Below are 16,633 nucleotides of genomic sequence, written 5' to 3' on the forward strand. Positions count from 1 at the left end.
CATGCCCAACAAGGAAACTGAATTGCTCAGGAAGTTCCTGGCACAGAATGACGGTAAGCTTTCCCATAGAGCACGCAGTGGCGAATTCGAGGCCCTGAGTGATGATGAGGTCGAGCAGATCGAACAACTCTATGCTGAGAGCTGGATGTAAGCAGTGAGCTATAAGTCAGTGGGAAATAATCAGGTGAAAACTCGAAATATTTCATCGCATTACTAAACATCTTTAAATTCCACCCCTATGATTTCATCTGTCGTTGAAAGCAGCCTGATGAGGGTTTTTCGGAGATATGCAAGCTCCAAGGCAATGCAGATTTCGCTCCGGCCACATAGGGCCAGAACGGTTTCGGCGACTTCATCTGAATGACGCATGAGCTCAATCAGGTGATCACCTGCGGGGCCATGAGCCCCAGCCAGCCAGTTCTTTGCGCTCCGCTCAGATCCGACGACTTAAGCGCGAGTTGGCCCGCGTGACTGAGAGCGCATTATTCTAAAAAAGGCGACCGTATACTTCGCGCGCGAGTCTCAGTGAGGTACGCTTTTTTTGAGGCCCTCCGTGCGGAGTTTTCGGTGCGCTCAATGTGCCGGGTGCTGATGGTGCATTTCAGCGGGTTTTATGCATGGCTTAAAGAACCGTTAAGTCAGCGTGCGCTTGAAGATGCGCGCCAGACAGAGCTGATCCACCAAGCATGGACAGAGAGCGGGAAGGCTTATGGCTATCGGAAGCTGACCGATGATCTACGCGTTGTTGGTGAGACCTGCTCCGAGAACCGTGTGGCACGATTGGCGAGCCTTGCGGGCATCACAGCACAGATCGGATACAAGCGCCGGCCTGGTCGCTACGGCGGCAAACCTGCTGTGGTCGCTGACAACACGCTGGACAGACAGTTTGAGGTTGCGGCACCTGACGCGGTTTGGGTGACCGATATTACCGACATCAGAACCCATGAAGGTTGGTCATATCTTGCTGTGGTCATCGATCTGTTTTCACGGCGTGTCGTTGGTTGGTCGATGCAATCTCGCATGACAACTGACCTGGCCTTGCAAGCCTTGCTGGCAGCTGTTTGGCGACGCAAACCAAAGCAAAAGGTCATGATCCATTCAGACCAAGGTTCACAGTTTACTGGCAAAGAGTGGCAGTCGTTCCTTAGCAAACACGATCTGGTTGCCAGCATGAGCAGACGCGGAAATTGTCATGATAACGCGGTCGCAGAAAGCTTCTTCCAGCTTTTGAAGCGGGAGCGCATTTGGCGGCGAACCTACCTCACACGCAATGCTGCGAGGCGGGACGTGTTCGAATACATTGAGATGTTTTACAACCCGACGCGCAGGCACTCCAACAATGGCATGCTGTCGCCGGTTGACTATGAATTGAAACAGCAGAAAATGAACGAAGCAGGCGTCTAGGAAACTAGGGGCGCTTCACTTTTGGCGGCTGGGGAGTTCGTTCAATTTCGAGGGCGGCGGCGGGCTCCGGCGGCTGATACGACCTTGCGCAGGTGCCTGCCGGGTGCGCGGCCCGGTCAGGGCGCGCAGGTGATCGAACCGAGCGATCTCAAACTTGGAATAATCCACAAAAATGGAAGTCATGATTTCCGGGCGCACGTCTGTCTCCGCGTTGAAGCAGAGTTCGCTGATCGTCGTCAGTCGACGGGCAAGCTCTGCGGCCTCGCGGGGGACGTGAGTGTGCAGCGGAGAACAGAAAAATGCAGGTATGAATCTGTTTGAAATCCGGGCCGGCACGCGCCTGCGCCAGTGGAAACCTGTCTTGCGACGTTCGAGATGGGGTCGAGAACATGCCCAATGGGCCTCCGTCAGTTGGGAGGTGCCGGGCAAAGGGGCGGGAATTCTGTGCAAGCTTTTGTGCAAAGCTTTGTGCAACAAAAAAATCCCGCCCGATTTGTCGGAGCGGGACTTTTGCTTGCAATCAACGCCTTGCGGTGTGATTGGCTCCGGCGGTAGGGATCGAACCTACGACCAATTGATTAACAGTCAACTGCTCTACCGCTGAGCTACGCCGGAATGTGGGGTTCGTATAGCTTTGGTGATTTTGCACGTCCAGAGGAAAACTTCACTGGAGGTGAGATTTTTTGAAAGCAGAGAAACGCCTAAGGTCCGGATCCGTTCTGCTGGGTGTTTTTTGCTAAAGGGGGGCATGGCATCCTGGCTTTGAAGCTACGCGCTATGGATGGTTTGCCTAAACACCGGGGCTGCTGCCAGTCTCCTCAAGATATGCTAGGTCGGGGCAACCGCGAATCAAAAATGCCTTTGCAGTCATGGCTGCCCCGCCCAAGTCGCAGGAGGTGTCGCGGCTGGTTTGGCAAGAAATGTGGAAATAACGCCTTGAAGACGAACGCAGAATCCGCAGCACGTTTAAGTGTGGCACCGATGATGGAATGGACAGATCGCCATTGTCGCTACTTGCATCGGCTGCTCAGCCACGAGGCCTTGTTGTACACTGAGATGGTGACGGCACCTGCCTTGGTCCGGGGGGGGGCGCTGCATTTGCTGGATCACAGTGTCGAGGAACACCCCGTGGCGCTGCAGTTAGGCGGCTCGGACTCTCAGGAACTGGGGCAGGCTGCCGCGTTGGGCGCGCAGGCCGGGTATGATGAGATCAATCTCAACTGTGGTTGTCCAAGCGACCGGGTGCAGTCTGGAGCCTTCGGTGCGGTGCTTATGCAAAGCCCCGATCTGGTGGCGGAATGCGTAGCTGAGATGCGCAGCAAAGTGGCCGTTGATGTCACGGTGAAATGTCGCATTGGCGTGGACGAACAAGAGCCACGGGACATTCTGCCGGGGTTTCTTGAAAAGATCCGCGACGCTGGCTGCCAGCGGGTGACCATTCACGCCCGCAAAGCCTGGCTGAAAGGACTGTCGCCAAAGGAAAACCGCGATATTCCTCCGCTGGACTATGATCTGGTGCACCAGATGAAGGCCGAATTCCCTGACCTACATATCTCAATCAATGGCGGTATCGACACGCTGGAGGTTGCTCTTGAGCATCTGGAGCGCGGCCTGGACGGGGTGATGATTGGTCGGGCCGCCTATCACCAGCCAACGGATGTCCTTGCCGCTGCGGATATGCGGGTCTTTGACACTGGCACAGAACGCGATCCTTTTGAGGTGGTTGAGCAGATGTTGCCCTATATTGAACAGAACCTGAGCAACGGTGCGCGGCTGCATCAGATTACCCGGCATATGATGGGGCTTTTTGCCGGCCGACCCGGTGCGCGGGCCTGGCGGCGGATGTTGTCGGAAGGTGCCAATCGTCCAGGCGCCGGACCTGAGCTGCTGTTGCAGGCCATGGCGCAGGTGCAGCAGCCTGAGACGACGCAGTAAGTCCGCTACCCAGAAGGCGCAGCCCAGCAGAAGGATTAAATGGCGGTTTTGGAGGGCGAGCCTTGCCTGGCTTGGCGAAAGGAAACGGCCTCGTCGCAGATGGCCCTTAGCGTTTCAGCCGGGCTGCCCGCCCGCCGCGTCGTTTGGTCAGATCAGAGGCTCGACCGGGCAGTTCCTCCATCACCTCGGCGCGGGCCTCTGGGGTCATCTTTGACCACTGGGTAATTTCATCGATGGAGCGATAGCAGCCGGTGCAGATACGCGCCTGCGGATGCACCACGCAGATATTGATGCAGGGAGACTGCACCTCATCGCGTTGCCAGACCTCTTTTCCGTCGCTCTTAGTCATTCTTCAGGTGCCTCATACGATCCAGTGCTCCCTGCAGGATATAGGAAGCGGCCACATGATCGATAACCTCTGCGCGACGTTTGCGTGACGTATCTGCCTCTAAGAGCGCCCTTTCAGCCGCCACAGTGCTGAGCCGCTCGTCCCAAAAGCCAATTGGCAGTTCGGTCAGGCGGGACAGATTTCGGGCAAAGGCGCGGGTTTTCTGACAGCGCGGGCCTTCGCTGCCATCCATGTTGCGCGGCAGGCCCAAAAGCAGGCCACCGACTTCGCGGGCCGATGTGATTTCAAACAAGCGTTCGGCATCCTGGGTAAACTTCTTGCGCCTGATGGTTTCCAGCGGGGTCGCCACAGTGCCCATGCGGTCCGAGATAGCCACGCCGACGGTCTTGTCGCCAAAATCAAGACCCGCAAGCGAGGTGAAGCCGGGAACAGCAGCGGCGAACTCTTCAAAATCGTCGTAGATCATTGGCTTAGCCCGGCCTGTGTTGCGGCCGCTTTGATCCGCGCCAAAGCAGCGGCGCTCTCGGCAAAGCGTGTTTTGGCCTCCTCATAGATGGCCTTGGCGCGCTCTTGTTCACCCAGGACGACAAGGGCGCCAATCAGCTGCGCCCATTCATCAGCACTGCCGCCTTCGGTTGCCAGACGGTCAGACAGCCGTGCCACCATGCCGCGGATCATCTCTTGACGCTCCTCTAGGGTCAATTCCTGCGCGGCCGACATATCTTCGGCACTGGGCCCGGCCAGGGCTGGCGCATCAGAACCAGCAGCCCCCGGTGGGGTAATCGGCGTGTAGTCTATGCCGGCGCGATAGGCCATTTCCTGGATCTGGGATTGGATTGCGCCAATCCAGGGCGCATCCTGTGGTTCTTGGCGCAGAGTATCGGCCCAGATCCGAAAGGCTATTCCGGGCCGATTCAATTGCCCCTGCAGCAAGCCGTAGTAGTAGCGTGCCGGGCCATTGTCGGGATCCAGCCTCAGAGTGGTGTCCAATGCTTCCTCCGCCTCAGGAGAGACATAACTGCCGGCCGCCAGGATCATCAGCTCTGCCAATTCGCCGTAATCCTGCGCTTCCAAATCGCCACTCATAATCCGGATATAGTTTTGTTTGGCCTGATAGGCAGCTTTGAAGTTGCCGAGATTGGCCTCATGTTGCGACAGCAGCGATTGGCCCTGGGCATCATCCGGGCGTTCGCCAGCGGTTTTGCGCAACTGGGCAACCAGTTCGGCGTAGCTGGGTTCAATATTCGGCACCGGCAGAGTTGGAACCTTGGCTTCGGCTTCGGCCTGGTTGGGGCGGGTGCGGGCATATTCTTCGGAGGCCGCGATCCGGGAGGCCAGCCCCATATCGCCATAACCCGGAGCGCCAAGCCGCCAATAGAGCGCCAGGGTGCCGCCCATCAACAGGGCAGCCGTCAGTAAAATTGCGACCCGGCTGAGGCCATGGGGCTGGGTGCTACCAGCGGACTGTTCTTGCAGCTGCCCGTCAGCCGCCAGGATACGCCGCGAGACCTCGGTGCGGACCCGTTGCGCATCAGACGTGTTGATGACGCCGCGCGCCAGATCCTTGTCTATATCGCCAAGTTGCTGTCGGTAGACCCGAAGATCATAGGCGGCGGGCGGCTCTCCCTGGGAATGGGCGCGCAGCAACACCAGCGCAAGCAGGGCCGTCATTGCCAAAGCAACAAAGGAAATCAGGATCCAGAATACCATAGTCACTCCGCAGATTGCTGACGCTTTGGGGGCGGTTCCCCCGGATCTCATCTACAGGGGCCTTGCACAGGAAAAAAGACCTATCTGCGCGGGTGTGTGCTCCTGTCCGGATCGGGCTGGGGCGGGGACTGTCTGGGGGCATGTCGCAAGAGTGCAAAAATGCGACGATAAACGGCACCGGATGGGTTAGCCTCTGGGGCATACCTGTGATCAGTCTCGAACCATCGGATTCGCCCATGAAACGCTATTCAGCCTTTGCTGTCGCGCGGGAAGCCCTGCGCTATCATACCGGATGGGAGCGCGCATGGCGCTCGCCGGAACCCAAACGCCACTACGATGTGATCATCGTCGGGGCCGGGGGCCATGGTCTGGCCACGGCCTATTACCTTGGCAAGAATTACGGCATCACCAATGTCGCAATTATCGAAAAGGGCTGGCTGGGCGGCGGCAATACCGGTCGCAATACCACCATCATCCGCTCCAACTATCTGCAGGATCCTTCGGCGGCGATCTATGAAAAGGCGCGCAGCCTTTATGAGACCATGAGCCAGGATCTGAACTACAACGTGATGTTCAGCCCGCGGGGTGTCATCATGTTGGCGCAGACCGAGCATGAGATCCGTGGCTACAAACGCACCGCCCATGCCAATGCGCTGCAGGGGGTGCAGACCGAATGGATCAGCCCTGAGCGGGTCAAAGAGATCGTGCCGATCATCAATCTGAATGGACCCCGTTACCCGGTACTGGGTGGTCTGTGGCAAGAGCGCGGCGGCACCGCCCGTCACGATGCCGTGGCTTGGGGCTATGCCCGAGCCTGTTCCGACATGGGCATGGATATCATCCAGCAATGCGAAGTCACAGGTGTGCGGGTCGAAAACGGTCGCGTGGCCGGGGTCGAGACCTCCAAAGGTCCAATTGATTGCGACAAGATGGGTATGGTTGTTGCTGGCAACGCCTCACATCTGTCTGAAATGGCTGGCTTCCGTCTGCCAATGGAGTCTGTTGCTCTGCAGGCGCTGGTGTCCGAGCCGATCAAACCCTGTATGGATGTGGTTGTCATGGCCAACACTGTGCACGGCTATATGTCCCAGTCCGACAAAGGCGAGATGGTGATTGGTGGCGGCACAGATGCAGCCAACAACTACACTCAGCGTGGCAGTTTCCACCATATCGAGGAAACCGTGCGCGCCCTGGTAGAGACCTTCCCGATGGTCAGCCGCCTCAAGATGCTGCGCCAGTGGGGAGGCATTGTCGATGTGACCGGCGACCGCTCGCCGCTGATTTCAAAAACACCGGTGGGCAACTGCTTTATCAACTGTGGCTGGGGCACCGGGGGGTTCAAATCGATCCCCGGATCTGGCTGGGCCATGGCGGAACTGATGGCGACAGGCCATTCGCCGCTGACCGAGGAGTTCACGATGATGCGCTTCAAAGAAGGCAAGTTCATCGACGAGAGCGTTGCTGCCGGTGTGGCGCACTGATGAAGAAACTGTGCGGTTACACACTTTGCCTACTAGGGGGGCTAGTAATGTTGTTCGCTTTCGGAGACTGGCTAAACGCCGACTATCCGGAAATGAATCCATTTCGCTTTCTGGGGCAATTTGAAGGTGGAGTAATCGCGATTTTGCAAACTCAGTTGATCTGGCTGCGAGTAGCCATTGTCGGTGCTTTGGGGATGTTGCTTTTCCAAAGCGGACGGTCGCTGATCAACAATGAAACGGGAGAGCAATAATGCTGATCCTTGAATGCCCTTATTGTGGTGTGAAAGCCGAAGAAACCGAACTGGGCGCCGGTGGCGAAGCGCATCTGAAGCGCTATGGCCCTGGCTCGGATGATGACCAGTTCCACGATTACCTGTTCATGCGCGAAAACCCCAAGGGGGTGCATTTTGAGCGCTGGCGGCACGCGAATGGCTGCGGCAAGTGGTTCCACGCTGCCCGCTGCACCATGACCATGGAGGTCTTTGGCACCTATTCGGCGCAGACCTATGAGCCGCCGCAGGAGATCAAAGACAAGATCACCGCAAAACGCCCTGGCTGGAGCTGGCGCGAATTCTCGGATGCGGCGGAATGATGTCTCTCAACCAGAATTGGAAAAGGCCCGGCGGCAGCGCCGGGCAGCGCCGGACCCTCCCCACGGGAGGGCGCTTTGCACCCACCCAGGGTCAGGCGCTCCCCTCAGAAATACTTTGCAGCGCGTTCTGCAAACCCAGTGATGAAAGGTCTGCACCATGAGCACGCGTCTCGCCAAACAGGGTCGGCTGATTGACCGGTCCAAACAGATCGAATTCACCTTCAACGGCAAGCGCATGTTGGGTTATGCTGGCGACAGTCTGGCCTCGGCGCTTTTGGCCAATGACCAGATGATGATGGGTCGGTCGTTCAAATACCACCGCCCGCGCGGGGTTGTGGCCTCTGGCTCGGAAGAGCCCAATGCGCTGATGCAATTGGGCAAGGGCGATCGCTACGAGCCGAACCAGCGCGCTACCACCACCGAGCTGTTCTCGGGGCTATCTGCGCAGTCGCAGAACCACTGGCCGAGCCTGGAGTTCGACGTCTTGTCGATCAACAACAAGCTGTCGCGGTTCCTGACCGCTGGGTTCTACTACAAGATGTTCATCCATCCGCGTCCGCTGTGGAAGCATCTTTATGAGCCGATCATTCGCAAATCCGCCGGTCTGGGCGAAGCCCCAGATGCAGAGCTGAAAGATGCGGATAGCTACGAGCATTTCTACTTCTTTGCCGATGTGGTTGTTGTTGGGGGCGGTGTAGCTGGTCTGCAGGCAGCCAAGTCCGCGGCGCTGAGCGGTGCCAAAGTGCTGGTGCTGGAGCAGAACAACCACTGGGGCGGTCGTGCGCCCGTGGATGGCGGTAGTATTGATGGTGACGCGCCCGAGGCTTGGATCGAAAAAACCCTGGAAGAGCTGCGCGGCATGGCGAATGTCACCCTGCGCGATCGCTGCATGGGCTCGGGGGTTTATGATCACGGCTATGTGCTGGGATATGAACGTCTGACCGATCACGCGCCGGGGCAGGGTGGTCCACGCCACCGGCTGTGGCGGATCCGCGCCAAACAGATCGTGACCGCCACCGGTGCCATTGAGCGCCCGCTTTCCTTTGCCGGCAATGACGTGCCGGGTGTGATGCTGGCGGCCTCGATGCGTGACTATGTGGTGAACTGGGGCGTGACCCCGGGCCAAAAGGTTGTGGTTGCCACCAATAATGACGATGCCTATCGCACTGCGCTGTGCCTGCATGAGGCTGGCGTCGAAGTGGTGCGCGTGGTGGATGCCCGCGACACCGGCGGCGGCGCGCTGATGGAAGCAGTGCGCGAAAAAGGTATCCGGGTTGAGCTCGGCCGCGCCATTGCCAAGGTCAAGGATGGCCCGCGGGTGACCAAGGTCGCCATTTGCGCCCAGAATGGCGAAGGCGGTGCTCAGGAAGAGATCGAGGCAGATGCGGTCGCAATGTCTGGTGGCTGGTCGCCGGTTGTGCATCTTTGGTCCCATTGCGGCGGCAAGCTGAGCTGGGACAAGGACCATGCCTTCTTCCGCCCTGATCCTGCCCGCCCCCCGCTTGGTGACACTGGCGTTGGCTTTGTCATCGCCACAGGGTCCTCCAATGGTCATCTGGATCTGGGCGCGGTGCTGAAAGACGCAGCAAAGGCTGGCGCGGAGGCGGCCGAAGCCGCTGGCTTCCCGGCCAAATCTGTGAGCGCTGCCAAGGGCGAGGCTGAGGCCGAGGCCGCGATGGAACCGGTTTGGCTGATGCCTGCCAAGGCCGATATCAAACTGCGGATGAAGACCTGGCTCGACTATCAGAACGATGTCAAAGTCTCTGACGTGCAACTGGCCGCCCGCGAAGGCTATGAAAGCGTTGAACATACCAAGCGCTATACCACGCTTGGCATGGCAACTGATCAGGGCAAGCTCAGCAATATCAATGGACTGGCGATCCTTGCGGATAGTCTGAACTCGGAAATTCCGCAGGTCGGCACCACCACCTTCCGCCCGCCCTATCACCCGATTTCGATGGGGGCGATTGGCGGCGAGGCGCGCGGCGAAATCTTCCAGCCAGTGCGCAAGACGCCGATCTATGACTGGAATGATGCCAATGGTGCGGATTGGGAGCCGGTCGGCCAGTGGCGTCGTCCCTTTGCCTATTGCCGCAGCGGCGAGAGCCGCCATGACGCGGTGAACCGAGAGGTCAAGAACACGCGCGAGAACCTCGGTCTGCTGGATGCCTCTACCCTGGGGAAGCTGATCGTCAAAGGCCCGGATGCGGGCAAGTTCCTCGACATGATGTATACCAACATGATGTCAAACCTGAAGGTCGGCAAATGCCGCTACGGGTTGATGTGCTCGGAAAACGGTTTCCTGATGGATGACGGGGTTGTTGCCCGTATCGATGAAGACACCTGGCTGTGCCACACCACCACCGGCGGCGCCGAGAGCATCCATGGCTGGATGGAAGACTGGCTGCAATGCGAGTGGTGGGACTGGAAAGTCTATGTCGCCAATGTGACCGAGCAATACGCCCAGGTCGCGGTTGTTGGCCCTAAGGCCCGCAAGGTGCTGGAAAAGATCAATACCCTGGCCGGTGGCGGCATGGACCTCAGCAAAGAAGCGCTGCCCTTCATGGAATGGCGCGATGGGAAAATTGGCGGCTTTAACGCCCGCGCCTATCGGATCTCCTTCTCGGGGGAGCTGTCCTATGAGATTGCCGTTGCCGCCTCAGAGGGACAGGCCTTTTGGGACGCGTTGATGGCGGCAGGCAAGGAATTCAATGTCATGCCCTATGGCACTGAGACCCTGCATATTCTGCGGGCCGAAAAAGGCTTTATCATGATCGGGGATGAGACTGACGGCACCGTGATCCCACAGGATCTCAACCTGAACTGGGCCCTGTCCAAGAAGAAAGAGGACTACCTGGGAAAACGGGCGCATCTGCGCTCGCATATGGCCGACCCGGACCGCTGGAAGCTGGTGGGGCTGGAGACTGTCGATGGCTCTGTCCTGCCGGATGGTGCTTATGCCAAGGGCAATGGCATCAACGCCAATGGTCAGCAGAATGTGATTGGCCGGGTGACCTCGACCTACTTCTCGGCGACTTTGGGCCGGGGCATTGCCATGGGTCTGGTGAAACATGGTCCCAAACGCATGGGCGAGGTGATCGAGTTCCCCGGAACCGATGGCAAGACCTATAGCGCCAAGATCGTTGACCCGGTGTTTTACGACAAGGAAGGGGAGAAGCAGAATGTCTAATCCTGTCACTGCCACCAATGGCGCTCAGTTCACTGGTATCGCCATGGTCGAAGACGCAGGCCTGCAGGGGATGATCACCCTGCGCGGCGATCTCACGTCAAAGGCCCTAAAGACTGCCGTCAAGGCGGCCACCGGTGCGAAGGTGCCGGAGCAGGGGAAGATATCGGTTGTGGAGAGCGGCGCTGCGGCCTGGATGTCCCCGGATGAGCTGCTGCTCCTGGTGCCTTATGGCGAGGCAGTCGCCAAGACCGCAGAACTTGCCAAGGCTTTGGAGGGTGAGCACGCGCTGGCGGCCAATGTGTCAGATGCCCGGTCCTTCTTTCGCATTGCAGGGGAAGGCGCCCGCGAGGTTTTGGCCAAGATCAGCCCGGTGGATTTCTCGCCTGAGGTCTTCACCCCCGGCAGCTTCCGCCGCAGCCGCACGGCGCAGGTTGCCGCAGCGGTCTGGCTGCAAGAAGACGGCAGCTTTCGCATCGTTTGCTTCCGTTCTGTTGGGGCCTATATGTTTGGCCTTTTGTCCAATGCAGCGCACCCACGATCGGCGGTAGGCGTTTACTGAAATTCGAATTCAGTTTTAGGTTGAAATTCGAAAAACCTGAACCTAGGGTGCCTCCAAAGCGATTTGGAGGCCCTATTTTTTTGGAAGGTGTCATTTTATTTGCAAGAGGAATCCCTTTGCCCTGTTCCTGTAGTCTTGGAATGACAGCTCTGACAACTGGAGTGATTTGCAGCCTGCTCGTTGGTTCTTTTGCGTCACCCGTTTTCGCTGAGCGAGCCCACTATCGTTGCGAACTGACCGAGCTTGCACAGCCTCGGCGGATAGTAACGCCGGTTCACCAATACCCTTGGGCCTTGAGTGTCTTTGCTGAGGGAAACCCAGCTAGGGTAAGCGTGCAGGGGCCATTTACCAGTGAGATATCAGAAAATCCAATTGTTACGGTGACGACCAGCCAGACGGCAACGAGAATTAAGTTTCGATGGGCACTTCCCTGGGTGGAATTGGAAGATCGTAGACTAAAAGGCTCGTTCAGGTTTTGGGCTATTTTGGATGTTGCGAAAAACCGGATATCTTTACAGGTTCACAATGATGGTTCCAATGGGAATGATCAGCCAGCAACAGTTAGCGGAAAGTGTCGATGCATCGAGAATTGTACTTTGGAAGGAGAATTAGTTGAAACCCATAAAAGTATTGAAAGTCGCGGCCGTAGTTAGCCTTTGGTGTGCCTCGGGAGTCGCGGCTGGAGAGCGGTACATGTGTGAGCTCACAGTCCATTCTGATTACGGGTTGGTGCCACCAAAAGTTTTGCTTGATTTCTCAAACAATCGCAGCTCTGTACAGGTCTATGACGGGTATATCCACGAGGTCTACGGCCAGCCTATTGCAGGTGTGCTTGAGCAATCTGGGTCGAACAAATATGTGATCTCTTGGGATGTGGAAAATCTTCCTATTAGCGGAAACTCGAGACTGTCAACGCAGAACATCCTTCGGTTTAATGGAAAATCCATGAAAGTGACGTTCACCGGATACATTGGCGGATATGCAAACCACAATCGTGGGTCCGGGAAATGTAAGCCTTATTCCTGACAGTAAGTTTCCCTTCCCCCTATTTAGGGGGAGGGTTTTTCAAAAAAGCAGAGTTGCGCTGTTGAATTAAGTGGTTTTTCTGAAATGGGAGCTTTGGCTGCCTGTTTTTGTGAATGGGTTTGAAACGAGATGTATTTTTGGAATCGGAGATTTTTGGGCGCGCTTACTTTTGTTCTTCTTGGTAGTGTCGCGGCCGCGGAAACGCTGGTCTGTTCTGTTGAGGGCGTTTCCCAATCCGGCTGGTTTCCCTCCCAGCTTTCAGTGGAGTTCGCAGAGGATCGAAAAGCGGCCCAGGTCCAGGCATCGGTTGGGAGTGTTTTCATGCCGGTGACTTTGGTGCGGCGCAGCGACAACTCCTATCTTCTAGATTGGAACGCAGAGCGGGCCTTCGTCGCCCAGCAGGCTGTGGCCAGCAGAGATCGCTACAGGTTACTGGTGAATTTTGAGAAAATGAAAGTCTCGCTTCAGATACTACCCGAAGTGGTCACTGCAGAGATCTCCTTGTGGGGGTTTGGAACCTGCGCTGCTGAAGCCGTGCAAGCTGAGAAGTGAAGCCCTTCAAAGGGAAAGACCGAAACCCATTTCTTAGGTGACAAAGGCGCGACATCAACCCTTGAACAGAAAGGTAGGGAACTGAGTGATCGCCCGCTCTTGCGTTAGGGTATCAAAGCCCGCGGCGCGGCCATTGTCTTCCAGGCAGGTGTCATAGAAGGACAGGCAATTGGCCAGTTGCTGCATCCGGTCTTTGCGGGTCTCGGCGTCCAGAAAAGGCGCATGGGTAGACAGGTATAAGGTAGGGCGGTGTTCCTTAAGCCAGGGAAGCAGGCTGGGCAGAACGTCAAATTCCGCACCTTCAATATCCATTTTGACCAGCGAGACCTTGCTGAGATCCGCGGAATTGGCAAAATCATCCCAGCCCAGGGTGATCACATCTGAACCGTGCTCGCCATCATTGAGCAGGCTGGTCATGCTGTCACCAGCCTCGCCGCCAAAGGAGGCCATGCGGGCAATGCCAACGCCCTGGCTCAGGGCGGCGGAGAAGGCAGAGACATTTTGCACCGCGTTCAGCTCCAGGTTCCAGGCGAGATAGCGAAAGGCAACCGGATCGGGTTCAAAACAATAGACCCGCCGCGCCTTTGCCGCTCCGTATAGGACGGTTGGCCCGATCCAGGCACCGATGTCGAGATAGTCGTGATCCTTGTCGAGATGGGCGTCCAGCACTGCGAAGGTTTCAGGCTCCCAGGAGCCGGCAGAGGCCTTGCGCCAGAATTTGGAATGATAGGGGTCAAGCCGGAAGGGAAGGCCATTCAGAGCGCCCGCATAGTGGCCGCGGGCGCGGTAGACCATCTTGCGTGCGGCGGTCCATGTCTGTGCAATCATCTCGAATTTCCTCATTTTTGCACATAGACCATGCGCGGTTTTATTGTCTTGGCCCTTGACCTGCTGCCGCCTGCGCCGCATGTATCTGCACAGGAACGCAACATTATTTTGACAGGGGTCCATCATGGCTTTTGAACTTCCCGATCTTCCTTATGCACATGACGCGCTGGCCGCCAAGGGCATGTCGGCAGAAACTCTGGAATACCACCACGATCTGCACCACAAGGCCTATGTTGACAACGGCAACAAGCTGATCGCCGGCACCGAGTGGGACGGCAAGTCGCTGGAAGAGATCATCAAGGGCACCTATGATGCCTCTTCCGTGGCGCAAAATGGTATCTTCAACAACATCTCCCAGCTGTGGAACCACAACCAGTTCTGGGAAATGATGGGCCCTGGCGCATCCGCTATGCCGGGTGAGCTGGAAAAAGCTCTGGTTGAGAGCTTTGGCTCGGTTGATGAGTTCAAATCGCAGTTCTCTGCCGCTGGCGCTGGCCAGTTTGGCTCTGGCTGGGCCTGGTTGGTGAAAAACGCCGATGGCTCGCTCGCCGTGACCAAGACTGAAAACGGTGTGAATCCACTGTGCTTTGACCAGACCGCGCTGTTGGGCTGCGACGTGTGGGAGCACTCCTACTACATCGATTTCCGCAACAAGCGCCCCGCCTACCTGTCGAACTTCCTCGACAGCCTGGTAAACTGGGAAAACGTGGCTTCGCGACTGGGCTAAGCCCCACAAAAACGAAGCGAGTAAGCGACAGCGCCCGGCCAATTGGTCGGGCGTTGTTGGTTTAACCAAAGGGGCTGTGCGGGATGGGAACAAGAGACAACTGGGGACAGATCCAATGAGCGAAGCGACCAAAGGCGTCGCCGCGATGATTGCGGCCTGCACCATCTGGGGGCTTTCGGGGATCTTTTACAAGCTGCTGGCCCATATCCCGCCAGAGCAGGTCCTGTCGCATCGTATCCTGTGGTCGGGCTTGTTCTTTGCCTGCATTCTGGCCGTACAGGGCAGGGTGGGCCTGCTCGGCTCTGTGCTGACCGACTGGCGCCGGGTGCGGGTCTTGATGCTTGCCACGGCAATGATTTCCCTGAACTGGTTCATCTTTATCACCTCGATACAGATTGGCCGCGCCACGGAATCCTCACTGGGGTATTACATCTTCCCCTTGGTCAGCGTGGTGTTGGGGCGGCTGTTTTTTGGTGAGCATCTGAGCCGGGCGCAGGCTTTGGCCATTGGTCTGGCGATCCTGGCTGTGGTTATCCTGACCTATGGGCTTGGTGTGCCGCCCTGGATCGCCCTGACCCTTGGTTTTAGCTTTGCCATCTACGGTGTTGTTAAGAAACGACTTGATATCGGTCCTGTGGTTTCGGTCACGGCCGAGGTGCTGTTGCTGTTTCCCATCGCGCTGACTGTACTGGCGCTGACAGATGGCGGTGGCTTTCTGAATGGCTGGCAGGACGCTGGGCTTTTGATGCTGTCGGGCCCCCTGACTGGCGCGCCTTTGGTTCTGTTCAGCTATGCGGCCCGCCGCGTGGCCCTGGGCAGTATCGGTGTGTTGCAATACCTCAATCCAACCCTTCAGGCCCTGGTGGCCACACTGGTTTTTGGAGAGCTGTTTACCCCCTGGCACAGTGCGGCCTTTGTTTTGATCTGGGGCGCTGTGATCATCTTCTCCCTTGGCGCCCTGCATAAATCACGCACAGAGGCCAAGGCGGTCAGGCCGATGGCTCCGGATGCCACCGGCGCGGGATAGTCTGGTGCCGGATCGACAGGTACTGGGTCACATGGCGCAGTTTACTCACTAAGCGCATCGAGCGCCTGTTCCGCACTGTCGGCCCAGATGAGGAACTCAGCCAGGGAGGCATCTGCAAAACCCTGGTCAAGCATGTGGTCAATCAGATCGCGTAGCTTGTCCCAGTAACCTTCTGTATTGAGGATGACGATGGGTTTTTCGTGCAGGCCAAGCTGGCGCCAGGTCAGCGCTTCAAACAACTCGTCCAGCGATCCCGGCCCGCCGGGCAGCACTACCACCGCATCGGCATTATACAGCATCACCTTTTTGCGTTCGTGCATGGTCTCGGTGACCACATAGGTGTTGAGGTCGGATTTTCCGACCTCGCGCCGGACCAGATGTTCGGGGATGACGCCAAAGGTCTCGCCGCCGGCCTCTTGCGTGGCCCGCGCCACCACCCCCATCAGACCGACATCTCCGGCGCCGTAAACCAGCCGTAGCCCGCGGGCTGCAAGCATCACCCCAAGGCTTTTGGCTGCGCTTTCATAGGCGGGCATTGCCCCAGACCGGGATCCGCAATACACACAGACGGATTTTATGCTCATGAGGAAGCCTTTCGCTGAGATTTCAAGGGGAAACGCAATTGTCGTTTTGACCCTTGATAGCGCGGTTGCTAGGCTGCCTCAACCAGATGTGTGGCGGGCTTCGGGATGGGGTTCGCTGGTGCAGTCTGAAGGGAAGGAAGAAGATGGCTGAGACAGGTGCAACAGGCGGGCTGAGCGCCCTGACCCTGGGGGGAATTGCCACAACGGTTGTTGTGATAGGTGGCGCTGTGGCGGTCTGGCTGGGTGTCTTTGACGACAAAGGGGACGGGTCTGGCGGCACGGGAACGGATCAAGGTGGCAATAGCATTGCTATTTCACCATCGGCTAACCCGCCAGTGATCATCGAAGGCGTAACGCAGCAGTCCGATCCGGTCGCGACTGAAGAGGGCGCCGATACTCCGGTGCAAGACAGCGCTGATGCTCCAGCGGAGGCAGAAACACCGCCTGCACCTGAGACCGCACAGGCCACCGAGTCCACAGAGGCCGCCGAGACCGCACAGGCTACTGAAGCATCTGAACCCAAGGCAGAACCAGAAGTCGCTGCGGCCACGGATGCCCAAACCGAAGCCAGTCCCGGCCAGACAGCAGAACCTGCCGCCGACGTGGGGCAGCCCGAGGTCGCAGAACCAGCATCAGAGGGTGCCGTGGATCCCGCGGCAAGTGGTGCAG

General features: G+C 57.7%; 16 protein-coding genes, 1 tRNA gene and 2 pseudogenes. 12 read left to right on the forward strand and 7 right to left on the reverse strand.

Annotation, left to right across the window (positions count from 1 at the left end):
* Positions 1–425 precede the first annotated feature (425 nt).
* Positions 426–1,404: pseudogene (locus ABJP42_RS14315) on the forward strand (IS3 family transposase); the annotation flags it as partial.
* 15 nt (positions 1,405–1,419) lie between these two features.
* Here the strand turns inward: ABJP42_RS14315 and ABJP42_RS14320 are convergent.
* Both ABJP42_RS14320 and ABJP42_RS14325 read right to left on the reverse strand, forming a co-directional pair.
* On the reverse strand, positions 1,420–1,587 hold the full coding sequence (locus tag ABJP42_RS14320) for a hypothetical protein (protein ID WP_348341491.1): 168 nt from the start codon (positions 1,585–1,587) through the stop codon (positions 1,420–1,422).
* A gap of 357 nt (positions 1,588–1,944) precedes the next feature.
* Positions 1,945–2,019 (reverse strand) — tRNA-Asn (locus ABJP42_RS14325).
* Between the two features lie 321 nt (positions 2,020–2,340).
* Between ABJP42_RS14325 and dusA the strand changes: the two genes are divergently transcribed.
* The gene (gene dusA / locus ABJP42_RS14330) at positions 2,341–3,339 is read left to right on the forward strand and encodes a tRNA dihydrouridine(20/20a) synthase DusA (RefSeq protein WP_348341493.1); all 999 of its coding nucleotides are present in this window, start codon (positions 2,341–2,343) and stop codon (positions 3,337–3,339) included.
* A gap of 106 nt (positions 3,340–3,445) precedes the next feature.
* Here the strand turns inward: dusA and ABJP42_RS14335 are convergent, their stop codons facing one another.
* The 3 genes from ABJP42_RS14335 to ccmI are packed head-to-tail and all read right to left on the reverse strand — an operon-like array spanning position 3,446 to position 5,398.
* The gene (locus ABJP42_RS14335; protein ID WP_348341495.1) at positions 3,446–3,688 is read right to left on the reverse strand and encodes a DUF1289 domain-containing protein; all 243 of its coding nucleotides are present in this window, start codon (positions 3,686–3,688) and stop codon (positions 3,446–3,448) included.
* On the reverse strand, positions 3,681–4,154 hold the full coding sequence (ruvX, locus tag ABJP42_RS14340) for a Holliday junction resolvase RuvX (RefSeq protein WP_348341497.1): 474 nt from the start codon (positions 4,152–4,154) through the stop codon (positions 3,681–3,683). The genes ABJP42_RS14335 and ruvX overlap by 8 nt, the downstream gene beginning before the upstream one ends.
* Positions 4,151–5,398, reverse strand: a complete 1,248-nt coding sequence (gene ccmI, locus ABJP42_RS14345; protein ID WP_348341499.1) for a c-type cytochrome biogenesis protein CcmI — start codon at positions 5,396–5,398, stop codon at positions 4,151–4,153. The genes ruvX and ccmI overlap by 4 nt, the downstream gene beginning before the upstream one ends.
* Before the next feature lie 236 nt (positions 5,399–5,634).
* On the opposite strand from ccmI, the gene ABJP42_RS14350 reads away from it, so the two are divergent.
* The 7 genes from ABJP42_RS14350 to ABJP42_RS14380 all read left to right on the forward strand — a co-directional run bounded on the left by ABJP42_RS14350 (position 5,635) and on the right by ABJP42_RS14380 (position 12,798).
* Positions 5,635–6,879 carry a sarcosine oxidase subunit beta family protein gene (locus ABJP42_RS14350; protein ID WP_348341501.1) on the forward strand — a complete coding sequence of 415 codons (1,245 nt, stop codon included), beginning with the start codon at positions 5,635–5,637 and terminating at the stop codon, positions 6,877–6,879.
* A 47-nt stretch (positions 6,880–6,926) separates the two neighbouring features.
* Positions 6,927–7,130 carry a hypothetical protein gene (locus tag ABJP42_RS14355; protein ID WP_348341503.1) on the forward strand — a complete coding sequence of 68 codons (204 nt, stop codon included), beginning with the start codon at positions 6,927–6,929 and terminating at the stop codon, positions 7,128–7,130.
* Positions 7,130–7,471 (forward strand): sarcosine oxidase subunit delta, encoded by a 342-nt coding sequence (locus ABJP42_RS14360; protein WP_348341505.1) that lies wholly within the window; start codon positions 7,130–7,132, stop codon positions 7,469–7,471. Before ABJP42_RS14355 ends, ABJP42_RS14360 begins: the two co-directional genes overlap by 1 nt.
* A gap of 157 nt (positions 7,472–7,628) precedes the next feature.
* Positions 7,629–10,661, forward strand: a complete 3,033-nt coding sequence (locus ABJP42_RS14365; RefSeq protein ID WP_348341507.1) for a sarcosine oxidase subunit alpha family protein — start codon at positions 7,629–7,631, stop codon at positions 10,659–10,661.
* Positions 10,654–11,220: a sarcosine oxidase subunit gamma gene (locus ABJP42_RS14370; protein ID WP_348341509.1), complete on the forward strand. Its 567-nt coding sequence runs from the start codon at positions 10,654–10,656 to the stop codon at positions 11,218–11,220. Before ABJP42_RS14365 ends, ABJP42_RS14370 begins: the two co-directional genes overlap by 8 nt.
* Before the next feature lie 140 nt (positions 11,221–11,360).
* Entirely contained in the window at positions 11,361–11,873 is a 513-nt protein-coding gene (locus ABJP42_RS14375; RefSeq protein WP_348341511.1) for a hypothetical protein, read from the forward strand.
* Positions 11,874–12,375: 502 nt separating this feature from the next.
* Positions 12,376–12,798 (forward strand): hypothetical protein, encoded by a 423-nt coding sequence (locus ABJP42_RS14380; RefSeq protein WP_348341512.1) that lies wholly within the window; start codon positions 12,376–12,378, stop codon positions 12,796–12,798.
* A 54-nt stretch (positions 12,799–12,852) separates the two neighbouring features.
* Here ABJP42_RS14380 and ABJP42_RS14385 read toward each other — a convergent pair whose 3' ends face one another.
* The gene (locus ABJP42_RS14385) at positions 12,853–13,626 is read right to left on the reverse strand and encodes an FkbM family methyltransferase (RefSeq protein ID WP_348341514.1); all 774 of its coding nucleotides are present in this window, start codon (positions 13,624–13,626) and stop codon (positions 12,853–12,855) included.
* A gap of 124 nt (positions 13,627–13,750) precedes the next feature.
* On the opposite strand from ABJP42_RS14385, the gene ABJP42_RS14390 reads away from it, so the two are divergent.
* Positions 13,751–14,353: a superoxide dismutase gene (locus ABJP42_RS14390; RefSeq protein ID WP_348341516.1), complete on the forward strand. Its 603-nt coding sequence runs from the start codon at positions 13,751–13,753 to the stop codon at positions 14,351–14,353.
* Positions 14,354–14,468: 115 nt separating this feature from the next.
* Positions 14,469–15,380 carry an EamA family transporter RarD gene (rarD, locus tag ABJP42_RS14395; protein WP_348341519.1) on the forward strand — a complete coding sequence of 304 codons (912 nt, stop codon included), beginning with the start codon at positions 14,469–14,471 and terminating at the stop codon, positions 15,378–15,380.
* Positions 15,381–15,421: 41 nt separating this feature from the next.
* Here the strand turns inward: rarD and ABJP42_RS14400 are convergent, their stop codons facing one another.
* The gene (locus tag ABJP42_RS14400; RefSeq protein WP_348341521.1) at positions 15,422–15,964 is read right to left on the reverse strand and encodes an LOG family protein; all 543 of its coding nucleotides are present in this window, start codon (positions 15,962–15,964) and stop codon (positions 15,422–15,424) included.
* 143 nt (positions 15,965–16,107) lie between these two features.
* On the opposite strand from ABJP42_RS14400, the pseudogene ABJP42_RS14405 reads away from it, so the two are divergent.
* Positions 16,108–16,633: pseudogene (locus ABJP42_RS14405) on the forward strand (hypothetical protein); the annotation flags it as partial.

Origin of the sequence: Pseudophaeobacter sp. (genome assembly GCF_039971195.1) — a bacterium.
GTDB lineage: Bacteria > Pseudomonadota > Alphaproteobacteria > Rhodobacterales > Rhodobacteraceae > Pseudophaeobacter.